We start from the raw sequence: 17,680 nt of genomic DNA on the forward strand, positions 1-17,680 counted from the left end.
ATAAATAATATTTTATTTGCAAAATCCGAATATATTCTATGGAGTCTAACCTCTCTCCTCTTCCTGTTCTAAACCTCGTTTTGCCTTGATTGCATGATGGGCTTTTTGAACTGCCCTAATGGTGTTAGGTAATGTTTTCATCCCTTTACAAAATAAAAACTACTAAGAAATGTCCTTTTGCTAATGATCTGAATCAGTATAAATACAATTACTTATACTACTCAGTAAAAGAATCCAAAATGAAATTCAGTTGTTTTGATGCTATAAAATGATTGCTTGCTCCCAAGACGAAACCTCAGCGGTAAAATCATTGATTGCTTTCATTTCTTTGGAGGGTTTAAATAAACTATATGCTGTGATACTACCCGCTACAACACCTAATGCAGTACTGGATGATGCAACAGCTACAGCAGCAGTATAACCACCTAGAAGCCCACCAAAAAATGCCCCTGGCCCTGTCCACCAACTGCATGCAACGCCTACTGCAAAACCAATTAAGGCAGTTACAGTAAGGACGACTGCTGCTGCAGCAACTGAAAGCACTACTTTAAGAATATTAGGATGCTCGTCTTTCAAAATAGTTTCACAGTTTTTTGCAAAATCCTCGATCGCTTTAACTTTAGCCTTTGGATTTACACTGGGATCGTCAGATTTAGCCAATATGACTTTTGATAACTTAGTTAATTCTTCTTTTATTAAGATAGTTTTTTTGTCCGGCAGTTGCATCAAACTTTTTTCAAGTTCTATAACAACCTCGTTCCAAGACCGTTGATATTTGGCCTCACAGTGTTTATGGATTAATTTAAAAAGCTCCTCTACATGCTTTCTATTTTTTGCTGAAGTCGTTATGAAACCAGCAAATAATTCTTTTGATTTAATTTTCTCTAATGCATTGATGTCTGCATACGGAGAGTCTGATTTTGTTCCAACACAAATAATAGGGGCATGGGGTGCATATTGTCGAAACTCTTTAATGCTTTCAATAATTTCTTTTTCACTAATTTTTTCTGTTAAATCAATACAAAATACACCAACATCAGCGCCTTTATAAAAAATTTGATTTAATTGTTTAAATCGCTCATCTGCACATATATCCCATAATCTTACTTTAATATCCGGATCGATTGTTCGGGTTAAAAAATCTACTCCTATGGAAGGAGGTGAATCCTCTTTAAAATCAAAATTTTGTGAAGCAATTTGATAATTAAGTTGGGTTTTGCCACTCCCCTTTTTACCCAAAAGAACAACTTTATATTCCATACGAAACCTCAAATATTATTTCACCAAATGCATTTTAAAAACAGAGAGCTATTAATAATTCTTAAAATACGATTAAAGCGACACTTTTTTGCAAAGTTTTTAATTTATATCTTGAAAATTAAAATGAATTACTTGTATTTTTGAAGGATAATGTATTGCAATAGAATCATTGCTGCTTGAGGCTACTCGCCTCAAGCCTGAACTAAACTTAAATTTCCATTAAATCTTTTTCTTTTTCAGCCAATAATGCATCTATTTCAAGGATGTACTTATCAGTTAACTTTTGAATCACTTCGGTTGCACGACGCTCATCATCTTCAGAAATAGTTTTATCTTTGACCAAATCTTTTAATTGAGTGTTCGCATCCCTTCTGATATTACGAATGGAAACTTTTCCTTGCTCGCCTTCATTACGAACGACTTTGATTAACTCTTTTCTTCGTTCTTCAGTCAATGGCGGCATGGGAACACGAATGGCACTTCCTGCTGTAGCAGGATTCAACCCTAAATCAGAAGTCAAAATAGCCTTTTCTACTGCAGCTACCATAGATTTTTCCCATGGAGTCACTAAGATGGTTCGTGAATCACTAGCGGAAACATTAGCAATTTGATTTAATGGAGTCATAGTTCCATAATAATCAACTTGTACGTGATCCAGTAAACCGACATTTGCTCTTCCCGTGCGAATTTTTGTCAGATCAGTCTGTAACACCTCAATGGTTTTTTTCATTCGCTTTTCTGAATCTTGCTTAATATCATTTATCATGATTAGCTCCGACTATAGTTCCTACGCGCTCTCCAGATACAATTCTTCTCAATGCATTGGGTGCAGTCATATCAAAAACCTGTAAAGGCATGCCTTGATCCTGACAAAGACAAATTGCAGTAGAGTCCATTACTTCCAAACCTTGAGTTAAAACTTCAATATAACTTAAATAATCATATCGTTTGGCATTAGGGTTTTTAAAAGGATCTTCTGAGTAAACACCATCTACTTTAGTTGCTTTTAAAACTACATCAGCTCCTATTTCAATCGCTCTTAAACAAGCAGCTGTATCAGTAGTGAAAAACGGATTTCCAGTTCCTGCTGCAAATATTACTACATGTCCAGTGCGCAAATGTTCAATTGCTTTGCGTCTATGGTATGGGTCAACCACCCCAAGCATGGGAATTGCTGACATAATACGCGCAGGCATATCAATACGTTCCAACGCATCTCTCACCGCTAAGGCATTCATTACCGTAGCAAGCATACCCATATGGTCGCCAGTTACACGACCAACCCCTGCTTGAGAAAGCGCCTTACCACGAAATAAATTACCACCACCTAATACGAGACCAACCTCAACGCCCATCTTAATTAATTCGGCAATGTCCTTCGCTAATGTATCCAAGACCGAAGGATCAATACCAAATTGTGACTTACCCATAAGGGCCTCGCCACTATATTTAAGTAGAATACGTTTATATTTTAATGTTGGGTGACTTTCATTCATCATGTACGAACCTGAGCCATCACTTCTTCAACAAAGTTATCTTCTTTTTTCTCTATCCCTTCACCAACTTCATAACGTACAAAGGCAAGAACTTCTGTATTCTTTTCTTTCAAAAGTTGGCCTACTTTGGTATCTGGGTTTTTAACAAATGGCTGACCTAATAAGCTCACTTCATCAATAAACTTGTTGATTCTACCTTCAATCATTTTATCGATAATTTCTTGTGGCTTTCCACTTTCTTTTGCTTGAGCAGTAAAAATTTCACGCTCATTTTCAATAGCGTCAGTAGATACTTGATCTTTACTTACTACGATTGGTTTGCTCGCTGCAACGTGCATTGCAATGTCTTTAGCCAGTTCTTCATCACCACTTTTTAGTGCAGCCATAACACCAATTCGTGATCCGTGTAGATAGCAACCAATAACTCCGGTGTCGCAAACCATGCGCTCTAGACGTCGTAATTTAATGTTTTCACCAATTTTTGCCACTAACTCTTGACGAGCTTGTTCTACAGTAGCACCAGAAGAAAGAGCCATCGCAGACAATTCTTCGATTGTAGTAGCTGAACTATTTAATGCAGCATCAGCAACTGTGCTTGCGAAGTTAGTAAAGTTCTCATCACGAGCAACAAAATCTGTTTCACTGTTAATCTCTAACATTACTGCACGGCGTCCGTCAGCAGAGCGTGCAATTACTATCACACCTTCTGCAGCAACACGATCAGCTTTTTTATCTGCTTTGGCTTGGCCTGCTTTACGCATTTCAATGATTGCAGCCTCTATGTCACCATTGGTTGCTACTAGAAATTTTTTACATTCCATCATACCAGCACCTGTACGCTCACGTAACTGCATGACTAAACTTGCACTAATTGACATTTTCATTTCTCCGTATAGCAAAAAGGGGGCCAATTTAGGTGTTCAAACACCCAGCCCCCTATATTTTAAATTCTAATTATTCCCCAGCTTTTTCTGCATCTTTAGTTTGTTCAACTACTTCTACAAATTCAGCGTCAGATGAACCTCCTCCTACTGTATTACTGCCTTTAGCATCTAAAATTGCATCAGCAATACAACGTACGTAAATATCAACTGCTCTCATGGAGTCATCATTACCCGGAATAATATAATCGATATTTCTTGGGCTATTGTTGGTATCAACAACACCAATAACAGGTATTTTTAATCGATGAGCTTCTTCAACAGCAATGTGCTCGAAGCCAACATCAACAACGAATAGAGCATCAGGTAAACCACCCATGTGCTCAATCCCACCTAAACCTCTTTCTAATTTTTCAAGTTCACGTGTCAGCATCAATGCTTCTTTTTTAATCATACCGTTAAACAATCCTTTTTCTTTCATTTCTTTTAATTCTTTTAAACGAAAAATGGATTGACGAACAGTTTTATAGTTGGTCAACATACCACCTAACCAACGATGATCGACATAAGGCATACCACAACGCTTCGCATGTTCACGAATACTCTCTTGTGCTGCCCTTTTTGTACCTACGAATAGAATTTTTGCTTTATTAGATGCCAATCTGCCAACATAGTTGACCACATCGTTAAGCATTACCATTGTTTTTTCAAGATTGATAATGTGAATTTTGTTACGGGAACCAAATATATAATCACCCATTTCAGGATTCCAAAAACGTGTTCTGTGTCCGAAATGAGCGCCTGATTCAAGCAATTCACGCATACTGATATTCATAATTTATTCTCCAGGGTTATTCCTCCACGCTCCCCATACGAAACCCTTAAGGGACCCTATCGTATGTGCCGAACCGTGTGTGTATTTAAAGCGCCGTATTTATACCATATTCGATGAAATTCATCAATCAAATTCAGTGGCAAATCATTTTTTTTATCTTGTGCTAAGCTTTTTATATAGGGTGCGTTACTCATTGCCACCTGTGAAGAGACAAAAAACTAGTTTTTATATGCAGTAATTTTATTGAACCTAAAAATTAAGAATAAAAAATGTATCAATATAATCCAAACTTACATGTAAAAATCTGGTTAAGTAATAATCCAAACATATTCATGAATTTGGAAAATCAAATTCGTCTAATTGAAATGCGTGAAAAAAATCCTACAGATACAATTCATTTAGTATATGACTCCAATTTGCTCGCACATGCATCATTAAATTCGTTAAATGAATTTTGTAAGGAACATAAGATTATTTCACTCGATGCTCATACAATTCATACATCGCTTCAATCAGATAATGAACAAAAATTATACGACTTTTATAAGGAAGAAATTTGCAATTTAAAATCAGGTGGGAATTTGGCCGTTGCAAGTGATATTTTAAGATGGTTATCACCAATATTTAACAAAGGTACTTACACAGATTTTGATTTTCCAATTGATACCTCCAATCTTCCCAAGCTGATTACAACTGAAATGCCCATACTACTTAACATCGGTAGTTTAAAAATGGGTAGAAAAGAATTCATTCTGTCAAACAATGATTTTGTTGCTATTGTAGATGAAATTGCAGCCAAAAAAGACATTGAGCGGGTGCAAAACGGACTGATCTCGAGACTCGCACATTATGATACCGATTTTATTGAGCGGACTGAAAATGAATTAAACGCCGACAGCTTTATAAATCGTCATCTTTTAAAGTTTATGAAAAATCGTTCTGAGTCACTTTATATAGCAAAATCCAAAGAAATCATTCCACCAGATACATCCGACTCTTCATTAAAAATTAGAGCTTATATCAACGAGGTAATGACTGATACAAATAAATTTTTGGATTTTAACAAAATCGAAGCTCAAGAAACTCATACAGATGTAATCAAGAGATTAAGAAAAGATCTCGAGACTCAATTAAACCTAATTAAATATCTTTTTTTCAGCAAAGAATATTCTTCAATTAAACGTATTTTAGAAAAAAATGATGATAAGTTCCTAGCTTATTTAATGAATAAGGAGCGAGATCTATATCTTAAGTCCATTGTGGTCTGCACTACCGGTCCAATCCAAATATCAAACGCATTATTCAGCGGTTATGTTGTGGATTCTGATAAATTTATTAAAGAGATACAACCCCTCTCGTTTAATCATTACGGATTACAGAATGCTTTTCGCTCACAAAATTCTATTCCCTTGCATGAAAATGTTTTAGGAATGCTAAAGTTTCTAGGGGTCGACGAAGGTGAATTAAATGATTCCTCATGGTTGGATTCGGGAAAAAAACTCCAAGCATCACGGACAAAATTACTTGCCACACGGCAAAAAGAGCTTGCTCAAAGCTTACCTGTTTCGTTTTCTACAATAAAAAATGATATAGAACAATACATCCAACAAATAACACACACTTCGCGACATTTTGCCTCTAAGGAAAAAAATCGTATCAGAATAAGGGATCTGGAACTCGTATTAAGTTGCTTTACCCAGGACAATGAATTTAATATTCTTCAATTCAAAAATGTCCTACATACCATTCATCACCATAATGGATACACACAAAAATTAATCAAAGAACTCGAGCATCATTGTCATGATGCAATCATTTTCAGTCTTACAAAAGATAAAAAAATAAAATTGAATGATTCTTGTTATCATTAAATTTAATAGTCAACAATTTATTTCGTAATACTAAGTCACAGTCTCTTGAAAAATTAGTATTTTCAAATAATTACTAATTCTTGCTAAATAATGTATTTATGTAATCCATAGACTATACTCCATTTAACGTCATCGTCATGACATATATAAAACAGGAAAGTTAGTTTAATTATTATAAGGAATAAATAATGAAAAAACTTATCTGGCTATCAACAATCGCATTGGTATTAATCTTAGGGCAGCCAAGTTTTGCATGTATTGGGGATTCCAAAAATTGTAATTCTCCTCATCGATTTGATAAGTTAGCACAAGAACTTAATCTTACAGCAGATCAAAAAGCCAAACTAAAAGCATATAAAGAAAATGCCAAAGCCAACTTCAAAGAAAACTATGCTCAACTCCGACTATTACGTAGTCAAATAAACTCTTTGGTTCAAACTGATAAAATTGATGAGGCAAAACTTGATGCTTTAATAGAGAAAGTAAATATAATAAGAGCCTCTATGTTGAGAAGTAAGATAATGATGCAACATAAAATGTTTGCACTTTTAAATGACAATCAAAAAGCCAAGTTTCTTGAATTAAAGAAGAAGTGGTTTTTGGAGCAATGATTAGTTGTAATAGCTTAGGTTATCCATGCTAATGTTTACTCGAATGGTTGGATTTGAAGCGCATGCATGAACACTTTCTAAGCACGCGCAACATACATCAATGCTATTAAGTTAAGCTCATTTCCGGGCCTACGTCCGCGCCTTATTCGCGAAAACAAAAGAATACAGCTTCATTGCTGGAGCCCCCGAACAAGTCACGCGACGTAGGTAACGATGGATGGTCTAGTATCAATTAAAAATCAGTGGAATATCTATTTTTAGTAGATGATGCTTCTGTAAATGCATCTTCAGTATAGCCTATTAACATGGCATTTTTAGAAGATTCATTTGGTTTAGGAATCACTTGATTTCGCGCATCATAACCACAATCAGTTAATAATTTAACTAAACTATCGTGAGAATTTTCAGGTAGCGCTTTGCTAAATGCAGCTTCAGCACGTTTTGAAAATTCCTGAGCTAGATGATACTCCTTAGGTCCGAACTTCCATTCTCCTCCCACAAAACCAAGCCTCTGATGCACATAATCCTTATATCCATGACTATAATGGCTAATGGTTAATAGCCCAGGGACAGAACTTTCCCGCAAGAGCCATACCGCTTTATCGGCTTTAAATGGAGCTCCTTCTGCCGCGAGTCTTGTACAAGCGTTTGTAGCATTAGTTGTAGATGAAAAAATAACTACTGTTTTTTCTGATTTGGACTCCATAGTTACCTCCTATATACGATGCGTAAAATAACATCAAACAACCAATCCAAATTAATAGTCAATTAGCATAGGTTATATACAATTTAGTATAAGCATTTTTTATTTTTTTTGTAAAAACCAAGATTAGAAATGTTGGTACATGTAGGAAAATTAACAGCGTCTATTATTACTTTGGCGAGGAGTGCTCTTCTCAGATGTTTATAATTTGAAAAAATTACTAAAGTCTGGAGCATGGCACCAAACTTTAGTTGCAGTTCAATTTGATATTGAAATTAATTATTGTTTTCGTGTAGCAACTGCTTTGAAATTTACCGTTACTTCATCTTTTATTTCACTAGTACTCGACCAATCACCTTGTCCAATACCAAAGTCTAATCGTTTTAGGTTAGTATGCCCTTCAACAAGCAGATGGTCTTTTGGAGATTCTATCGCTGTAAAAGTGAGTGTTACTGGTAATGACTTATTTTTTATGGTTAAAGTCCCTGTAGCTTCATAATTTTTATCATCCTTTTTTGTGAATTTAGTCGACTTAAATTCAGCCTTTGGAAACTCTTTAGCATTAAACCAGTCTGAGCTGAGTAATATTGAGGATATTTCTGCATATGAAGTAGTAAGTGAGTTCATATTCACTACCACCTCCACACTGCTATTTTGATAATTTTTCGGGTCTGCAACTATTTTTGCCGTAAATTCTTTAAAGGTGCCCGTAACCGGTGCGTTATTTTGTGTTGCAGTAAAGCTTATACTGCTTTCATTAGGGACTATGGTCCATTCAGGTAATGCATCCGCATTGGCATTGATACTATTCAAAAAAAATAGAACGAGAAAATACTTAATCATTTTCATGGGAACATTCTCCGTAATATATCATCCTTATTAATAAAATGATGTTTTAAAGCCGCTGCGGTATGCAGACAAATTGCCGCAATAAGCGCATAACCTAACCATTCATGAATCCATTCAAATAAAATCCTTTTGCTTTCATCAGGTGCTATAAGATTAGGCAAGGTAAATAAACCAAAAAATGAAGCCGGCAATCCCGCAGCTGAAGTAATTAGCCAACCAGTAATGGGCATGGCAAACATAAACACATAAAAGGCCCAGTGCATACTGCGTGCGGCAATTTTTTCCAGCCAAGGTAAAGCTAGCTCAGGATTTTCATTTGCTAATCGCCACATGATCCTTAATATCGCTAAAAACAGTACTAACAAACCATACTCTTTATGCCAGCCATAGTATTTTAGTCTTTGGGCATTCCAGGGCATGGAAACCATATACAAACCAAGTATCAATAACCCTATAATTAATAAAGCGATCACCCAATGAAATACTATGGTAATGATACCAAAATGTGTTGAGCTGTTTTTGAATTGCATAAAATGTCCTATTTTTTACCTTGGGCCTGGTCTTTATCTTGATCTGTTTTTTTATCCTGTGCCAGATACCCTTCAGCTCCAATAAAAAGGTTTACTTTATCGCTTACTGAAGGCAAGAATGCATTGATTCCAAAATCCGAACGATTTATAGAGCCTGTAGCTGTAAACCCAACTGACATTTTATTACTAATCAGATTCATTCCTATTTTATTTAAGGTAACCTGCAATACCACTGGTTTACTGACGCCGCGTAGTGTTAAAGTGCCCTCCACTGTTGCTTTATTATCACCCTGTGGGGTTACTTTATTGCTAACAAAGGTTGCTTCAGGATAATGCTCGGCATCAAAAAACAAATTACTTTTTAAGTGTTTATCCAGCTCAGGTAGACCTGTAATCATGTCCATAACATCAATTGTCACATTGACTTTACTTTGACTTGGATTGTCTTTATCAAGAACCAACTGTCCAGTTGCATACCATTTACCATATTGAGTTGTAAAACCCAAGTGATCAGCACTCCACAACACATAAGTGTGATTTTTATCTAAAGTATATGTTTCAGGTGCAGCATATAATGGAGTAGAAAATGTAATTGCCATAAGCAATGATGAAAACCAGCTTCCTAGAGTATGCTTCATAATCAATATCCTTATTTACAATGTAAATTTTACATCATTTTTATATTCAATTATTACTCAGATTTGAGACTTCCGCCAACAATTCGTTCACAAAGTCCTTTAGGTAGTAAAATAAAGGCATCTTTTTGTTTGTCTTTTGTTGCAGAAGAAGCGCATGAAGCAGTTGCAGTAGCACAATCATTCATTCCTTTTTTTGCAATTCCGTAGCATTTTTCTGTTGCAGCAGTATTCGCGTCATTGTTATCTGCAGCCGAGCTTCCAGTTGCAACAAGAACAAAAAAGGCAGTCATTACTGATTGTATTAATTTATCTCGTGTAAACATAGTTTTCCCTTTCATGAAATGAATTCTTCATTAACATACAATAGTGTTATTGAAACAACAAGTAGGCAACAAAAAAACGACTTATGTAGTTAATAGGTATTAATAAATGAATCAATCAGAGTCAGTTCACCAGCAAAAGGCACTTTAGCCAAAAGAGGAGAAGTAAGTTTCTGGCTTAATGTATCGATATTAGCGGATAACGCTTGCATGTTTGGATCAATGCAATTAGCAATCCATCCCATACATTGAATATTATTTGTACGCAACACCGCTTCTGTTAACAAAGCATGATTAATACAACCCAATTTCATGCCAACAACAAAAATAACAGGGATTCCGGTACTCTTTAAAAAATCAATCCAAGTTTCATGATCATTTAATGGAACCATTAATCCCCCAGCACCTTCAATGAATAAGTTTTCAATACCATCGATTTGCACATTGAGACAATAATCTGCAATTTCGTTAACACATAAGCGAACTCCCTCGCTCTGTGCGGCAATATGTGGTGATACAGCCCACTTAAAACGCCAAGGATTTATTACATCCAAACTGATACTATTTTTTTGTAAATATTGCGCATCACTACTCACCAGCTGCTCATCTAGCTCCATGCATCCGCTTGCTACAGGTTTAATTGCGGCTGATGCAGGGAAATAGTTTGCCAAACGGGCTGTAACATAGGTTTTACCACAATCTGTGTCAGTGCCTGTGATAAAAAAACGGTTCATCTAATAAATCCTCGTACTTCGTCAATAAATAAATCTGCATGGGTTAAAAATGGCATGTGAGCAGCTTTCTTAAATAGCACAAAATGACCATCAGGATAGATCAATTGCATCGAACTCATTGTTTTAATCGGTACAATAGGATCAAGTCGACCAAATATAAAACAAGTGGGTTTGCTAAATTGCTTTAATTGTTCACGCAAATCCCAAGTTTCTAAACTTTTAAGACCTGATTCCAATCCTTCTTGAGAGGGCAATTTATTAGGTAAATGCTGCGACTCACCATCAGATGTTAATCCATTGAGCTCTAAAAATTCTTTTAATGTGCCATGTGGTTCTTTTGATAATCTTTCATAGAATTTTTTAAAAATCTCTGGAGACACACCTGACCATTGCTCGCCATTTAAAAATCGCGGTGATGAAGTGACATTAATAAGATAATCGACTCTATCAGGTTCTTCTGTTGCCAAACGCATTGCATATAATCCTCCCATAGACCAGCCGATTAATGCAAATGTCTCCGGTAACTGGTTCAGCAAGAGTGTTTTAAATAAATCCCAGTCCATGATTGAGCTATGGCCAAATCCTGGCAAATCAACGAGTATCAATTGGTAATCCATGAGAAGTTTAGGTATTAATGGTGACCAGATCTGACTGTCAAATCCCCATCCATGAAAAAAAACAAGGGGATATCCTTTTCCGTAACTATGGATGTTTATGTTCATAAATCACACTTAACTGATTAAATAACTCACGAATCTGCTCCGGAGTATGATTATAGTTCAAAATAATACGTAATCCTGAGGCTTTGACACTTACAGTAGGCGCTCTTATCGCACAGCAACTTATCCCCCGTTCCTTTAACTCTCGAGCATAATGCAAAGCTAAGTGTGGGCATCCTAGTTTAAGTTGTTGAATCGGACTAATGGAATCAGCCCAATCTAATGGAGATTGCTTCACGTAGGATCTAAATAAAATTATAAGCTCCGATAATTTCGAACGTCTCTCTTCTGCGTTGACCACAAATTCCAATGTATTTAATAAGCCATAACTTAATGCTGGACTTACTGCAGTTGAATAAATAACGGAGCGCCCTGCTTGTAACAACGCATAGATCCAGTCAGCTTTACCTGCAACTAGGGCACCTTGCGCCGCATATGCTTTTCCTAAAGGAATAATTCGTAATGGAACTTCATTTTGAGTTAACCCATGATAGGCTGTCGCTCCTCTTCCCTTACTTCCTAAAATCCCAAAAGAATGCGCCTCATCAACTAACAGCGCACTTTTATTCGCATTACAAAAAGAGGAGAGTTTTACCAAAGGAGCCAATTGGCCACTCATACTAAAAATACCCTCAGTGATTAAAGCTGAATTCCTAAAATCTAAGGTTAGTTTACGACTTAAATCCTCTAAATTATTATGCAAATAACGCGTATAGTTTACTTGCGATAAAGCTAAACCATCATAGATTGAAGCATGAATTTCTTTATCAATAAAACAATGAACGTTTAACCGTCCCAATAAGGCTGTAACTGCAAGATTTGCTGCATATCCCGATGAAAATAAAATACAGTCGTCAACAGCCAATAAATTGGCAAATGCTTCTTCAACAGCGCGGTGATTGGGATGATAACCACTCAGCAACATAGAAGCCCCACTACCACTAGGATAGAGAGTATATCCGCGTTGGTACCCTTCAGAAATGCGTTTATCTTTTGTTAATGATAAATAGTCATTGCTGTCAAAATGAATTAATGATGAATTCCCAGCTGTCACTAATCTATTTCTCAATAAACCTTGATGTGCCAGCTGATTGGTATAATCCTTAATTTTATGACTTAAAGGCATTTAAACCATCTCAGTTAAACCGAGTTTACCGAAAAGAGCTTTGTCTTTGGCACGTTGGGGGTTCTCTTCAGTTAATAGCTTATCACCAAGGAATACTGAGTTTGCACCTGCAAAGAAACAAAGGGCCTGTAATTCATCACTCATTTCAGTCCTTCCGGCCGTTAGTCGAATTGCGCTTTGAGGCATCAGTATTCTGGCGGTTGCAATTGTACGTACTAACTCAATTCCTTCTACTGGCTGAGCTTTAGCAAGAGGTGTCCCCTCTACTGGTATTAAACGATTAATTGGAACACTTTCAGGAGGTGTTTCCATATTTGCTAAAGTTAATAAAAACTCAATTCGGTCTTCACGTGTTTCGCCCAAGCCCAAAATGCCACCACAACACACATTAATTCCGGCGGATCGAACATTATTTAATGTATCCAGTCGCTCACTAAATTTGCGTGTTGTAACTACTTTTTCATAGTAAGAAGGTGAAGTATCAATATTATGATTATAATAATCCAGACCAGCGTCCTTTAAACTGGCAGCCTGCTCTTGATTTAACATGCCCAAAGTCATGCAGGTTTCAAGACCTAATGACTTAACTCCTTTAATCATTTCCTGTAATTCACCCATTGCCTTATCAGGCGGACAACGCCAGGCAGCCCCCATACAAAAACGTTTAGCTCCACCTTCTTTTGCTTCCTGAGCGGCTTTTAATACATCAGTAACCGACATTAATTTTTCTTTTTCAACATGAGTTTTATGATGTCCACTTTGAGAACAGTAGCCACAATCCTCAGGACAAGCTCCAGTTTTAATACTTAATAATGTAGCAAATTGTAATGAATTTGGTTGATGATATTCTCTATGTACAGCATGTGCTTGATGTAACAAATCATTAAATGGTTGTTCATAAAGTGCGGTAATTTCAGAAACAGACCAGTGCTTCTTAACTTGAGTCACAACAGTTTCCTCCTAATCAACGATATTAAGTGAAGCGAAAGCACCTAACTTCGCTGCATTTTTGTATTGTTTTCATTTTATTTAGGTAAGGGACATGATAAAGTTCCGTCCCATCTTGTCAACCAAAATTTTTAAAATGGTCAACGTCAATCAATTAATTAGCAGAGATTTAAAACATTTTTGGCATCCTTGTACCCAAATGAAAGATTTTGAGACATGCCCTCCTTTGTTTATTGAAAAGGCTGATGGTAGTTATCTCTATACCAATAAAGGTCCTCTAATTGATGCGATCTCCAGCTGGTGGTGTAAATCCTTGGGGCACGGCCATCCTGCCGTGATTGCAGCGATAAAGGATCAAATGAATCGCTTTGAACATGTTATTACCGCAAATACGACACACCCGCAACTTGTTGAGTTAGCAGAAGAGTTATCCCAAATTACTAAAAAACAACATGTTTTTTTTGCAAGTGATGGAGCCAGCGCTGTTGAAATCGCCATGAAACTAGCAATACATGCCAATCAAATTAAAGGCTATGAAGATAGGAATCAGTTTGTTGCGCTTAAAAATGGATATCATGGGGAAACACTAGGCACAATGAGTATCAGTGATCTAGGTCTTTATAAAGCTCCATACGACTCATTCGGTCTTACCTGTCATTACATTGAAAATATTCCCTACATTTCGGGCCAAAAAGATTCTTTGTGGGATAATTGCGACACCTATTGGCCAGTTGTTGAAAAAGAATTAGAAGCAATTAGCAACAAAGTCTGTGCTATCGTAGTAGAGCCCTTAGTTCAAGGCGCGGGTGGAATGTTGTGTTATAGCCCCGATTTCCTTAAAAAATTATCAGCCTGGGCTAAAAGCAAAAATATTTATCTTATCGCTGATGAAATAATGACTGGAATGGGTCGCACGGGTAAATGGCTAGCGTCCCATCATGCCGATGTTGAGCCAGACCTTATTTGTTTATCCAAAGGATTAACTTCTGGCTCGATCCCTCTAAGCTGCGTGATGATCGATAGCTCAATTTTTGATCTTTTTTATGCAGATTATGGGAGCGGAAAATCCTTCTTACATTCCCATACATATAGTGGAAATCCACTCGCTGTCAGCGCTGCATTAGCAACCATTCGCGTTATGCATGAAGAAAAAATCATCGAGCAAGCTCAAAAGCTAGGTGAGTACATGTTTGCCTCTTTAAGTGAAGTAGCACAACTCTCTGGTAAATTAAGTAATGTCCGAGGAATTGGATCCGTTGTCGCAGCAGATCTAGAGGACACAGAACTTCACCGCATTGGCAATAAGGTGTATCAGGAAGCACTAAACCGTGGCGCTTTAATAAGACCTATAGGTAAAACCCTTTACTGGCTGCCTCCATTAAATACAAATCATGAAGTAATTGGGAAATTAGCGGAAATAACACTACACTCTATAAAGGGAGCCTATGCAGCGCCGTAAATCATGCGAAAAATACTCAGAAACATGGCATTTATTGTCTACCAGCGATTGAGGCTATTCTGGATATTGTTCACCATCTTTTTACTTTTAGCTTTTTCTTATATTAATTGGCATAACAGTGTTACGAATTCTTTTAATTTTATTACTGAAATTACCAATATACGAGTTAAGGAAATCGACCGTTTTATCAATGATGTTTTTCATGAAATAGACAAAATACCTAGGTATCAAAAGAACAACCTAAATTGTAAGGATGATTTTGATCCTTATTTACAACAGATTGTTATGAATCATCCGAAGGTTTCTGGATTGGTAATTCATGACCAAAAGCATCAGATTACATGCTCCACATTACCGCAAAATAAAACTATTAATTTAAATCACGATATTAGTAGCTCCATTATAGGTCCGTTAAAACTCCCTATGTTTATTAACCCCATTTATTTAATCCAAAAAAAAATAGGTATCTATCAAGTAGAAATGATCGTCTTATCTCCAGTACTCCAAGAGGAATTAAATATTCCAGAAAATGGAATACATACGACTACGTTATACGCAGTGAATCAGAAAAAAGAAATTATCCAGATTGGAAAACATGCTAATAACTCATGGACAGATCAATTACCCATTGTTGTAAAAAAACAACTTGTTAGTGCTAAATTAAAGAGCCTTAATGGTATCGTACTTACTGTTGAAGGCCCCGATCAAACTTTTATTAACAACCTCTTATATAACCAAATCCTACTGACGCTTGATATTTTAATATTCTCAATTTTCTTATATTTTTTGATTAAAAATAAGTTTAATAAATATTACTCATTACACGGTGCAATAAAACAGGCTATTAAGAGCGGACAATTTTACCCTGTTTATCAGCCATTATTTGACACCCAATGCAATGCCTATTCTGGGGCAGAGGTTTTATTAAGATGGCAAGATCATGGTAATGAAATTATAATGCCTGATTTGTTTATCGAGGAAGCTGAAGACACGGGCTTAATCGTCCCTATTACCCTACAAATTATCGAAATAGCATTTAAAGAAGCTAAAAATATCTTGGATATACAACCTAATTTTCATCTAGCATTTAATATTTGTGCGCTCCATTTTACCGATAGTCAATTTTTCGCTCAATTTTATAAGCTGATAGACCACTATTCCATTTCACCCAAACAAATATTATTAGAAATAACAGAACGTTATTTACTTGATATGAATAATGAAATTTATCTCAACAGACTACAAGAGCTTAGAAACATTGGATATTCATTAGCTATAGACGATTATGGAACAGGACATTCAAGTATCAGCTACTTGCAATACTATCCTTTCAATTACCTTAAAATCGACAAATTATTTATTCATGCTATCGGTACAAAAGCAATCGCAGAAACATTAAATGATGCAATTATTCACTTAGCAAAAAAAATTAATTTAACTATTATTGCAGAAGGGGTAGAAACTAAAGAACAATTAAATTATTTATTACAAAACGAGGTTGGACTTATACAGGGCTGGTATTTTTCTAAGGCGTTACATATAGAAGAGTTAATCGAACTGCTTCAAGGAGAAAAAAATGAATAAGTGCATAAGATGTTGTTTTTTTCTTGTTCTATGCATCCCAGTGTCAAGCTTTGCTGAACCAATAAACACTGCAGGAAATTATTGGCAATGCTCCACTCTCGATGCAACCCAAACAAAATGGACGACCCAAAGCGCTTATCAAAAAATAGCTTTAAATCTTTCGTACTCTGAATGCAAAAAAAACAGCACCGTCCCTGCTACGTGTAAAACATCCAAAGCAAGTTGCGCCAGATTTATTCATGGTGCCGATGTAACGCCCATGTGGCGATGTACTGCTTTGGATAGAGAGGCCTTAAGATGGCACAGTAATCTTTATCCAACTCGAGAAGATGCTGCATTAGCTGCTCTTGCATATTGCAAACACAAAAGCCCCGTCCCTTATACTTGTTATATTAATGTAGTAACATGTATGAATAGAAATGAGACTTAAAGAATATGGTTTATTGTGTTGGACTAACAGGTGATATAGCGAGTGGAAAAACCACGGTTGCTGAGCTTTTTTCGAAACTAGGTATCAAGGTGATTTATGCTGACATAATATCAAGAGAGCTGACTCAAAGGCATGAGCTCGCCTATAAAAAAATCGTAGATCATTACGGCCATATAGTTCTAAAACAAGATGGAGAGTTGGATCGTAGCAAACTAAGAGAAATAATATTTTCTAATCATAAAGAACGAGACTGGCTTGAGAATCTCTTACATCCTCTTATCCGCCAAGAAATAAAAAAACAAGTTGATACCTGCACGACACCTTATTGTATTGTAGAAATACCTTTACTCATTACAAAACAAGCTTACCCTTATATCAATCGAATTTTGCTTGTCCGCGCACCAAAAGATATACAAATAGCACGTTTGATGCAGCGGGATAAATGCAGTACCAAACAAGCCCAGGCAATTTTATCGGCTCAACCAGCTCTTCATATTCGTCTCGAAAGTGCTGATGATGTAATTGATAATCATATGGATATTGACGCATTAACTAAAGAAGTAAATGATTTACATAATACATATCTACGGAAGTCAAAAAATAATATGTAACAGCTAATTATCTCTGTACTCGCTGAAAGAAAGCACTTATTTTTCTGTCAAATCGCACGACTAAGGAAAAAAGGA

The 17,680-nt window shown here is 36.2% G+C and carries 20 protein-coding genes; 6 read left to right on the plus strand and 14 right to left on the minus strand.

Annotation, left to right across the window (positions count from 1 at the left end; translation table 11 throughout):
* Positions 1 to 261 precede the first annotated feature (261 nt).
* The 5 genes from ACWTEW_RS06095 to rpsB form a co-directional block, all read right to left on the minus strand.
* Entirely contained in the window at positions 262 to 1,260 is a 999-nt protein-coding gene (locus ACWTEW_RS06095) for a Rab family GTPase (RefSeq protein ID WP_454780823.1), read from the minus strand.
* Between the two features lie 208 nt (positions 1,261 to 1,468).
* Complete coding sequence (frr, locus tag ACWTEW_RS06100) at positions 1,469 to 2,026, minus strand: ribosome recycling factor (protein WP_454780824.1); 558 nt, start codon at positions 2,024 to 2,026, stop codon at positions 1,469 to 1,471.
* Complete coding sequence (pyrH, locus tag ACWTEW_RS06105; RefSeq protein WP_454780825.1) at positions 2,016 to 2,759, minus strand: UMP kinase; 744 nt, start codon at positions 2,757 to 2,759, stop codon at positions 2,016 to 2,018. Before pyrH ends, frr begins: the two co-directional genes overlap by 11 nt.
* Positions 2,756 to 3,634, minus strand: coding sequence for a translation elongation factor Ts (tsf, locus tag ACWTEW_RS06110; RefSeq protein WP_454780826.1), 879 nt, complete (start codon positions 3,632 to 3,634; stop codon positions 2,756 to 2,758). The genes pyrH and tsf overlap by 4 nt, the downstream gene beginning before the upstream one ends.
* A 76-nt stretch (positions 3,635 to 3,710) precedes the next feature.
* The gene (rpsB, locus tag ACWTEW_RS06115; protein WP_454781272.1) at positions 3,711 to 4,475 is read right to left on the minus strand and encodes a 30S ribosomal protein S2; all 765 of its coding nucleotides are present in this window, start codon (positions 4,473 to 4,475) and stop codon (positions 3,711 to 3,713) included.
* Between the two features lie 266 nt (positions 4,476 to 4,741).
* Between rpsB and ACWTEW_RS06120 the strand changes: the two genes are divergently transcribed.
* Both ACWTEW_RS06120 and ACWTEW_RS06125 read left to right on the plus strand, forming a co-directional pair.
* A complete protein-coding gene (locus ACWTEW_RS06120) occupies positions 4,742 to 6,343 on the plus strand; it encodes a glycosyltransferase family 88 protein (protein ID WP_454780827.1) in 1,602 nt (533 codons plus the stop codon).
* A 188-nt stretch (positions 6,344 to 6,531) separates the two neighbouring features.
* Positions 6,532 to 6,954, plus strand: a complete 423-nt coding sequence (locus ACWTEW_RS06125) for a Spy/CpxP family protein refolding chaperone (protein WP_454780828.1) — start codon at positions 6,532 to 6,534, stop codon at positions 6,952 to 6,954.
* A gap of 232 nt (positions 6,955 to 7,186) precedes the next feature.
* On the opposite strand, the gene ACWTEW_RS06130 is transcribed toward ACWTEW_RS06125, so the two are convergent.
* From ACWTEW_RS06130 to bioB, 9 genes are all read right to left on the minus strand, one after another.
* The gene (locus ACWTEW_RS06130) at positions 7,187 to 7,660 is read right to left on the minus strand and encodes a hypothetical protein (RefSeq protein ID WP_454780829.1); all 474 of its coding nucleotides are present in this window, start codon (positions 7,658 to 7,660) and stop codon (positions 7,187 to 7,189) included.
* A gap of 276 nt (positions 7,661 to 7,936) precedes the next feature.
* A complete protein-coding gene (locus ACWTEW_RS06135; protein WP_454780830.1) occupies positions 7,937 to 8,506 on the minus strand; it encodes a YceI family protein in 570 nt (189 codons plus the stop codon).
* Positions 8,503 to 9,036, minus strand: a complete 534-nt coding sequence (locus tag ACWTEW_RS06140) for a cytochrome b (protein WP_454780831.1) — start codon at positions 9,034 to 9,036, stop codon at positions 8,503 to 8,505. Before ACWTEW_RS06140 ends, ACWTEW_RS06135 begins: the two co-directional genes overlap by 4 nt.
* Positions 9,037 to 9,044: 8 nt before the next feature.
* The gene (locus ACWTEW_RS06145; protein WP_454780832.1) at positions 9,045 to 9,674 is read right to left on the minus strand and encodes a YceI family protein; all 630 of its coding nucleotides are present in this window, start codon (positions 9,672 to 9,674) and stop codon (positions 9,045 to 9,047) included.
* 53 nt (positions 9,675 to 9,727) lie between these two features.
* Positions 9,728 to 9,997, minus strand: a complete 270-nt coding sequence (locus ACWTEW_RS06150; RefSeq protein WP_454780833.1) for a BufA1 family periplasmic bufferin-type metallophore — start codon at positions 9,995 to 9,997, stop codon at positions 9,728 to 9,730.
* 89 nt (positions 9,998 to 10,086) lie between these two features.
* Positions 10,087 to 10,728 carry a dethiobiotin synthase gene (gene bioD, locus ACWTEW_RS06155; protein ID WP_454780834.1) on the minus strand — a complete coding sequence of 214 codons (642 nt, stop codon included), beginning with the start codon at positions 10,726 to 10,728 and terminating at the stop codon, positions 10,087 to 10,089.
* Positions 10,725 to 11,450 (minus strand): alpha/beta fold hydrolase, encoded by a 726-nt coding sequence (locus ACWTEW_RS06160; RefSeq protein ID WP_454780835.1) that lies wholly within the window; start codon positions 11,448 to 11,450, stop codon positions 10,725 to 10,727. The genes bioD and ACWTEW_RS06160 overlap by 4 nt, the downstream gene beginning before the upstream one ends.
* Positions 11,431 to 12,573 (minus strand): aminotransferase class I/II-fold pyridoxal phosphate-dependent enzyme, encoded by a 1,143-nt coding sequence (locus tag ACWTEW_RS06165; RefSeq protein ID WP_454780836.1) that lies wholly within the window; start codon positions 12,571 to 12,573, stop codon positions 11,431 to 11,433. The genes ACWTEW_RS06160 and ACWTEW_RS06165 overlap by 20 nt, the downstream gene beginning before the upstream one ends.
* Positions 12,574 to 13,521 carry a biotin synthase BioB gene (gene bioB, locus ACWTEW_RS06170; protein ID WP_454780837.1) on the minus strand — a complete coding sequence of 316 codons (948 nt, stop codon included), beginning with the start codon at positions 13,519 to 13,521 and terminating at the stop codon, positions 12,574 to 12,576.
* A gap of 136 nt (positions 13,522 to 13,657) precedes the next feature.
* Here bioB and bioA point away from each other — a divergent pair, with 136 nt between their 5' ends.
* The 4 genes from bioA to coaE are packed head-to-tail and all read left to right on the plus strand — an operon-like array spanning position 13,658 to position 17,605.
* Positions 13,658 to 14,980 carry an adenosylmethionine--8-amino-7-oxononanoate transaminase gene (gene bioA / locus ACWTEW_RS06175; protein ID WP_483099565.1) on the plus strand — a complete coding sequence of 441 codons (1,323 nt, stop codon included), beginning with the start codon at positions 13,658 to 13,660 and terminating at the stop codon, positions 14,978 to 14,980.
* A gap of 3 nt (positions 14,981 to 14,983) precedes the next feature.
* Positions 14,984 to 16,564 (plus strand): EAL domain-containing protein, encoded by a 1,581-nt coding sequence (locus tag ACWTEW_RS06180; RefSeq protein WP_454780839.1) that lies wholly within the window; start codon positions 14,984 to 14,986, stop codon positions 16,562 to 16,564.
* Positions 16,557 to 16,994: a hypothetical protein gene (locus ACWTEW_RS06185; RefSeq protein WP_454780840.1), complete on the plus strand. Its 438-nt coding sequence runs from the start codon at positions 16,557 to 16,559 to the stop codon at positions 16,992 to 16,994. Before ACWTEW_RS06180 ends, ACWTEW_RS06185 begins: the two co-directional genes overlap by 8 nt.
* Positions 16,995 to 16,999: 5 nt before the next feature.
* Positions 17,000 to 17,605 carry a dephospho-CoA kinase gene (coaE, locus tag ACWTEW_RS06190; protein ID WP_454780841.1) on the plus strand — a complete coding sequence of 202 codons (606 nt, stop codon included), beginning with the start codon at positions 17,000 to 17,002 and terminating at the stop codon, positions 17,603 to 17,605.
* The last annotated feature ends 75 nt before the right edge of the window (positions 17,606 to 17,680 follow it).

Source organism: Legionella stuttgartensis, from assembly GCF_977063405.2.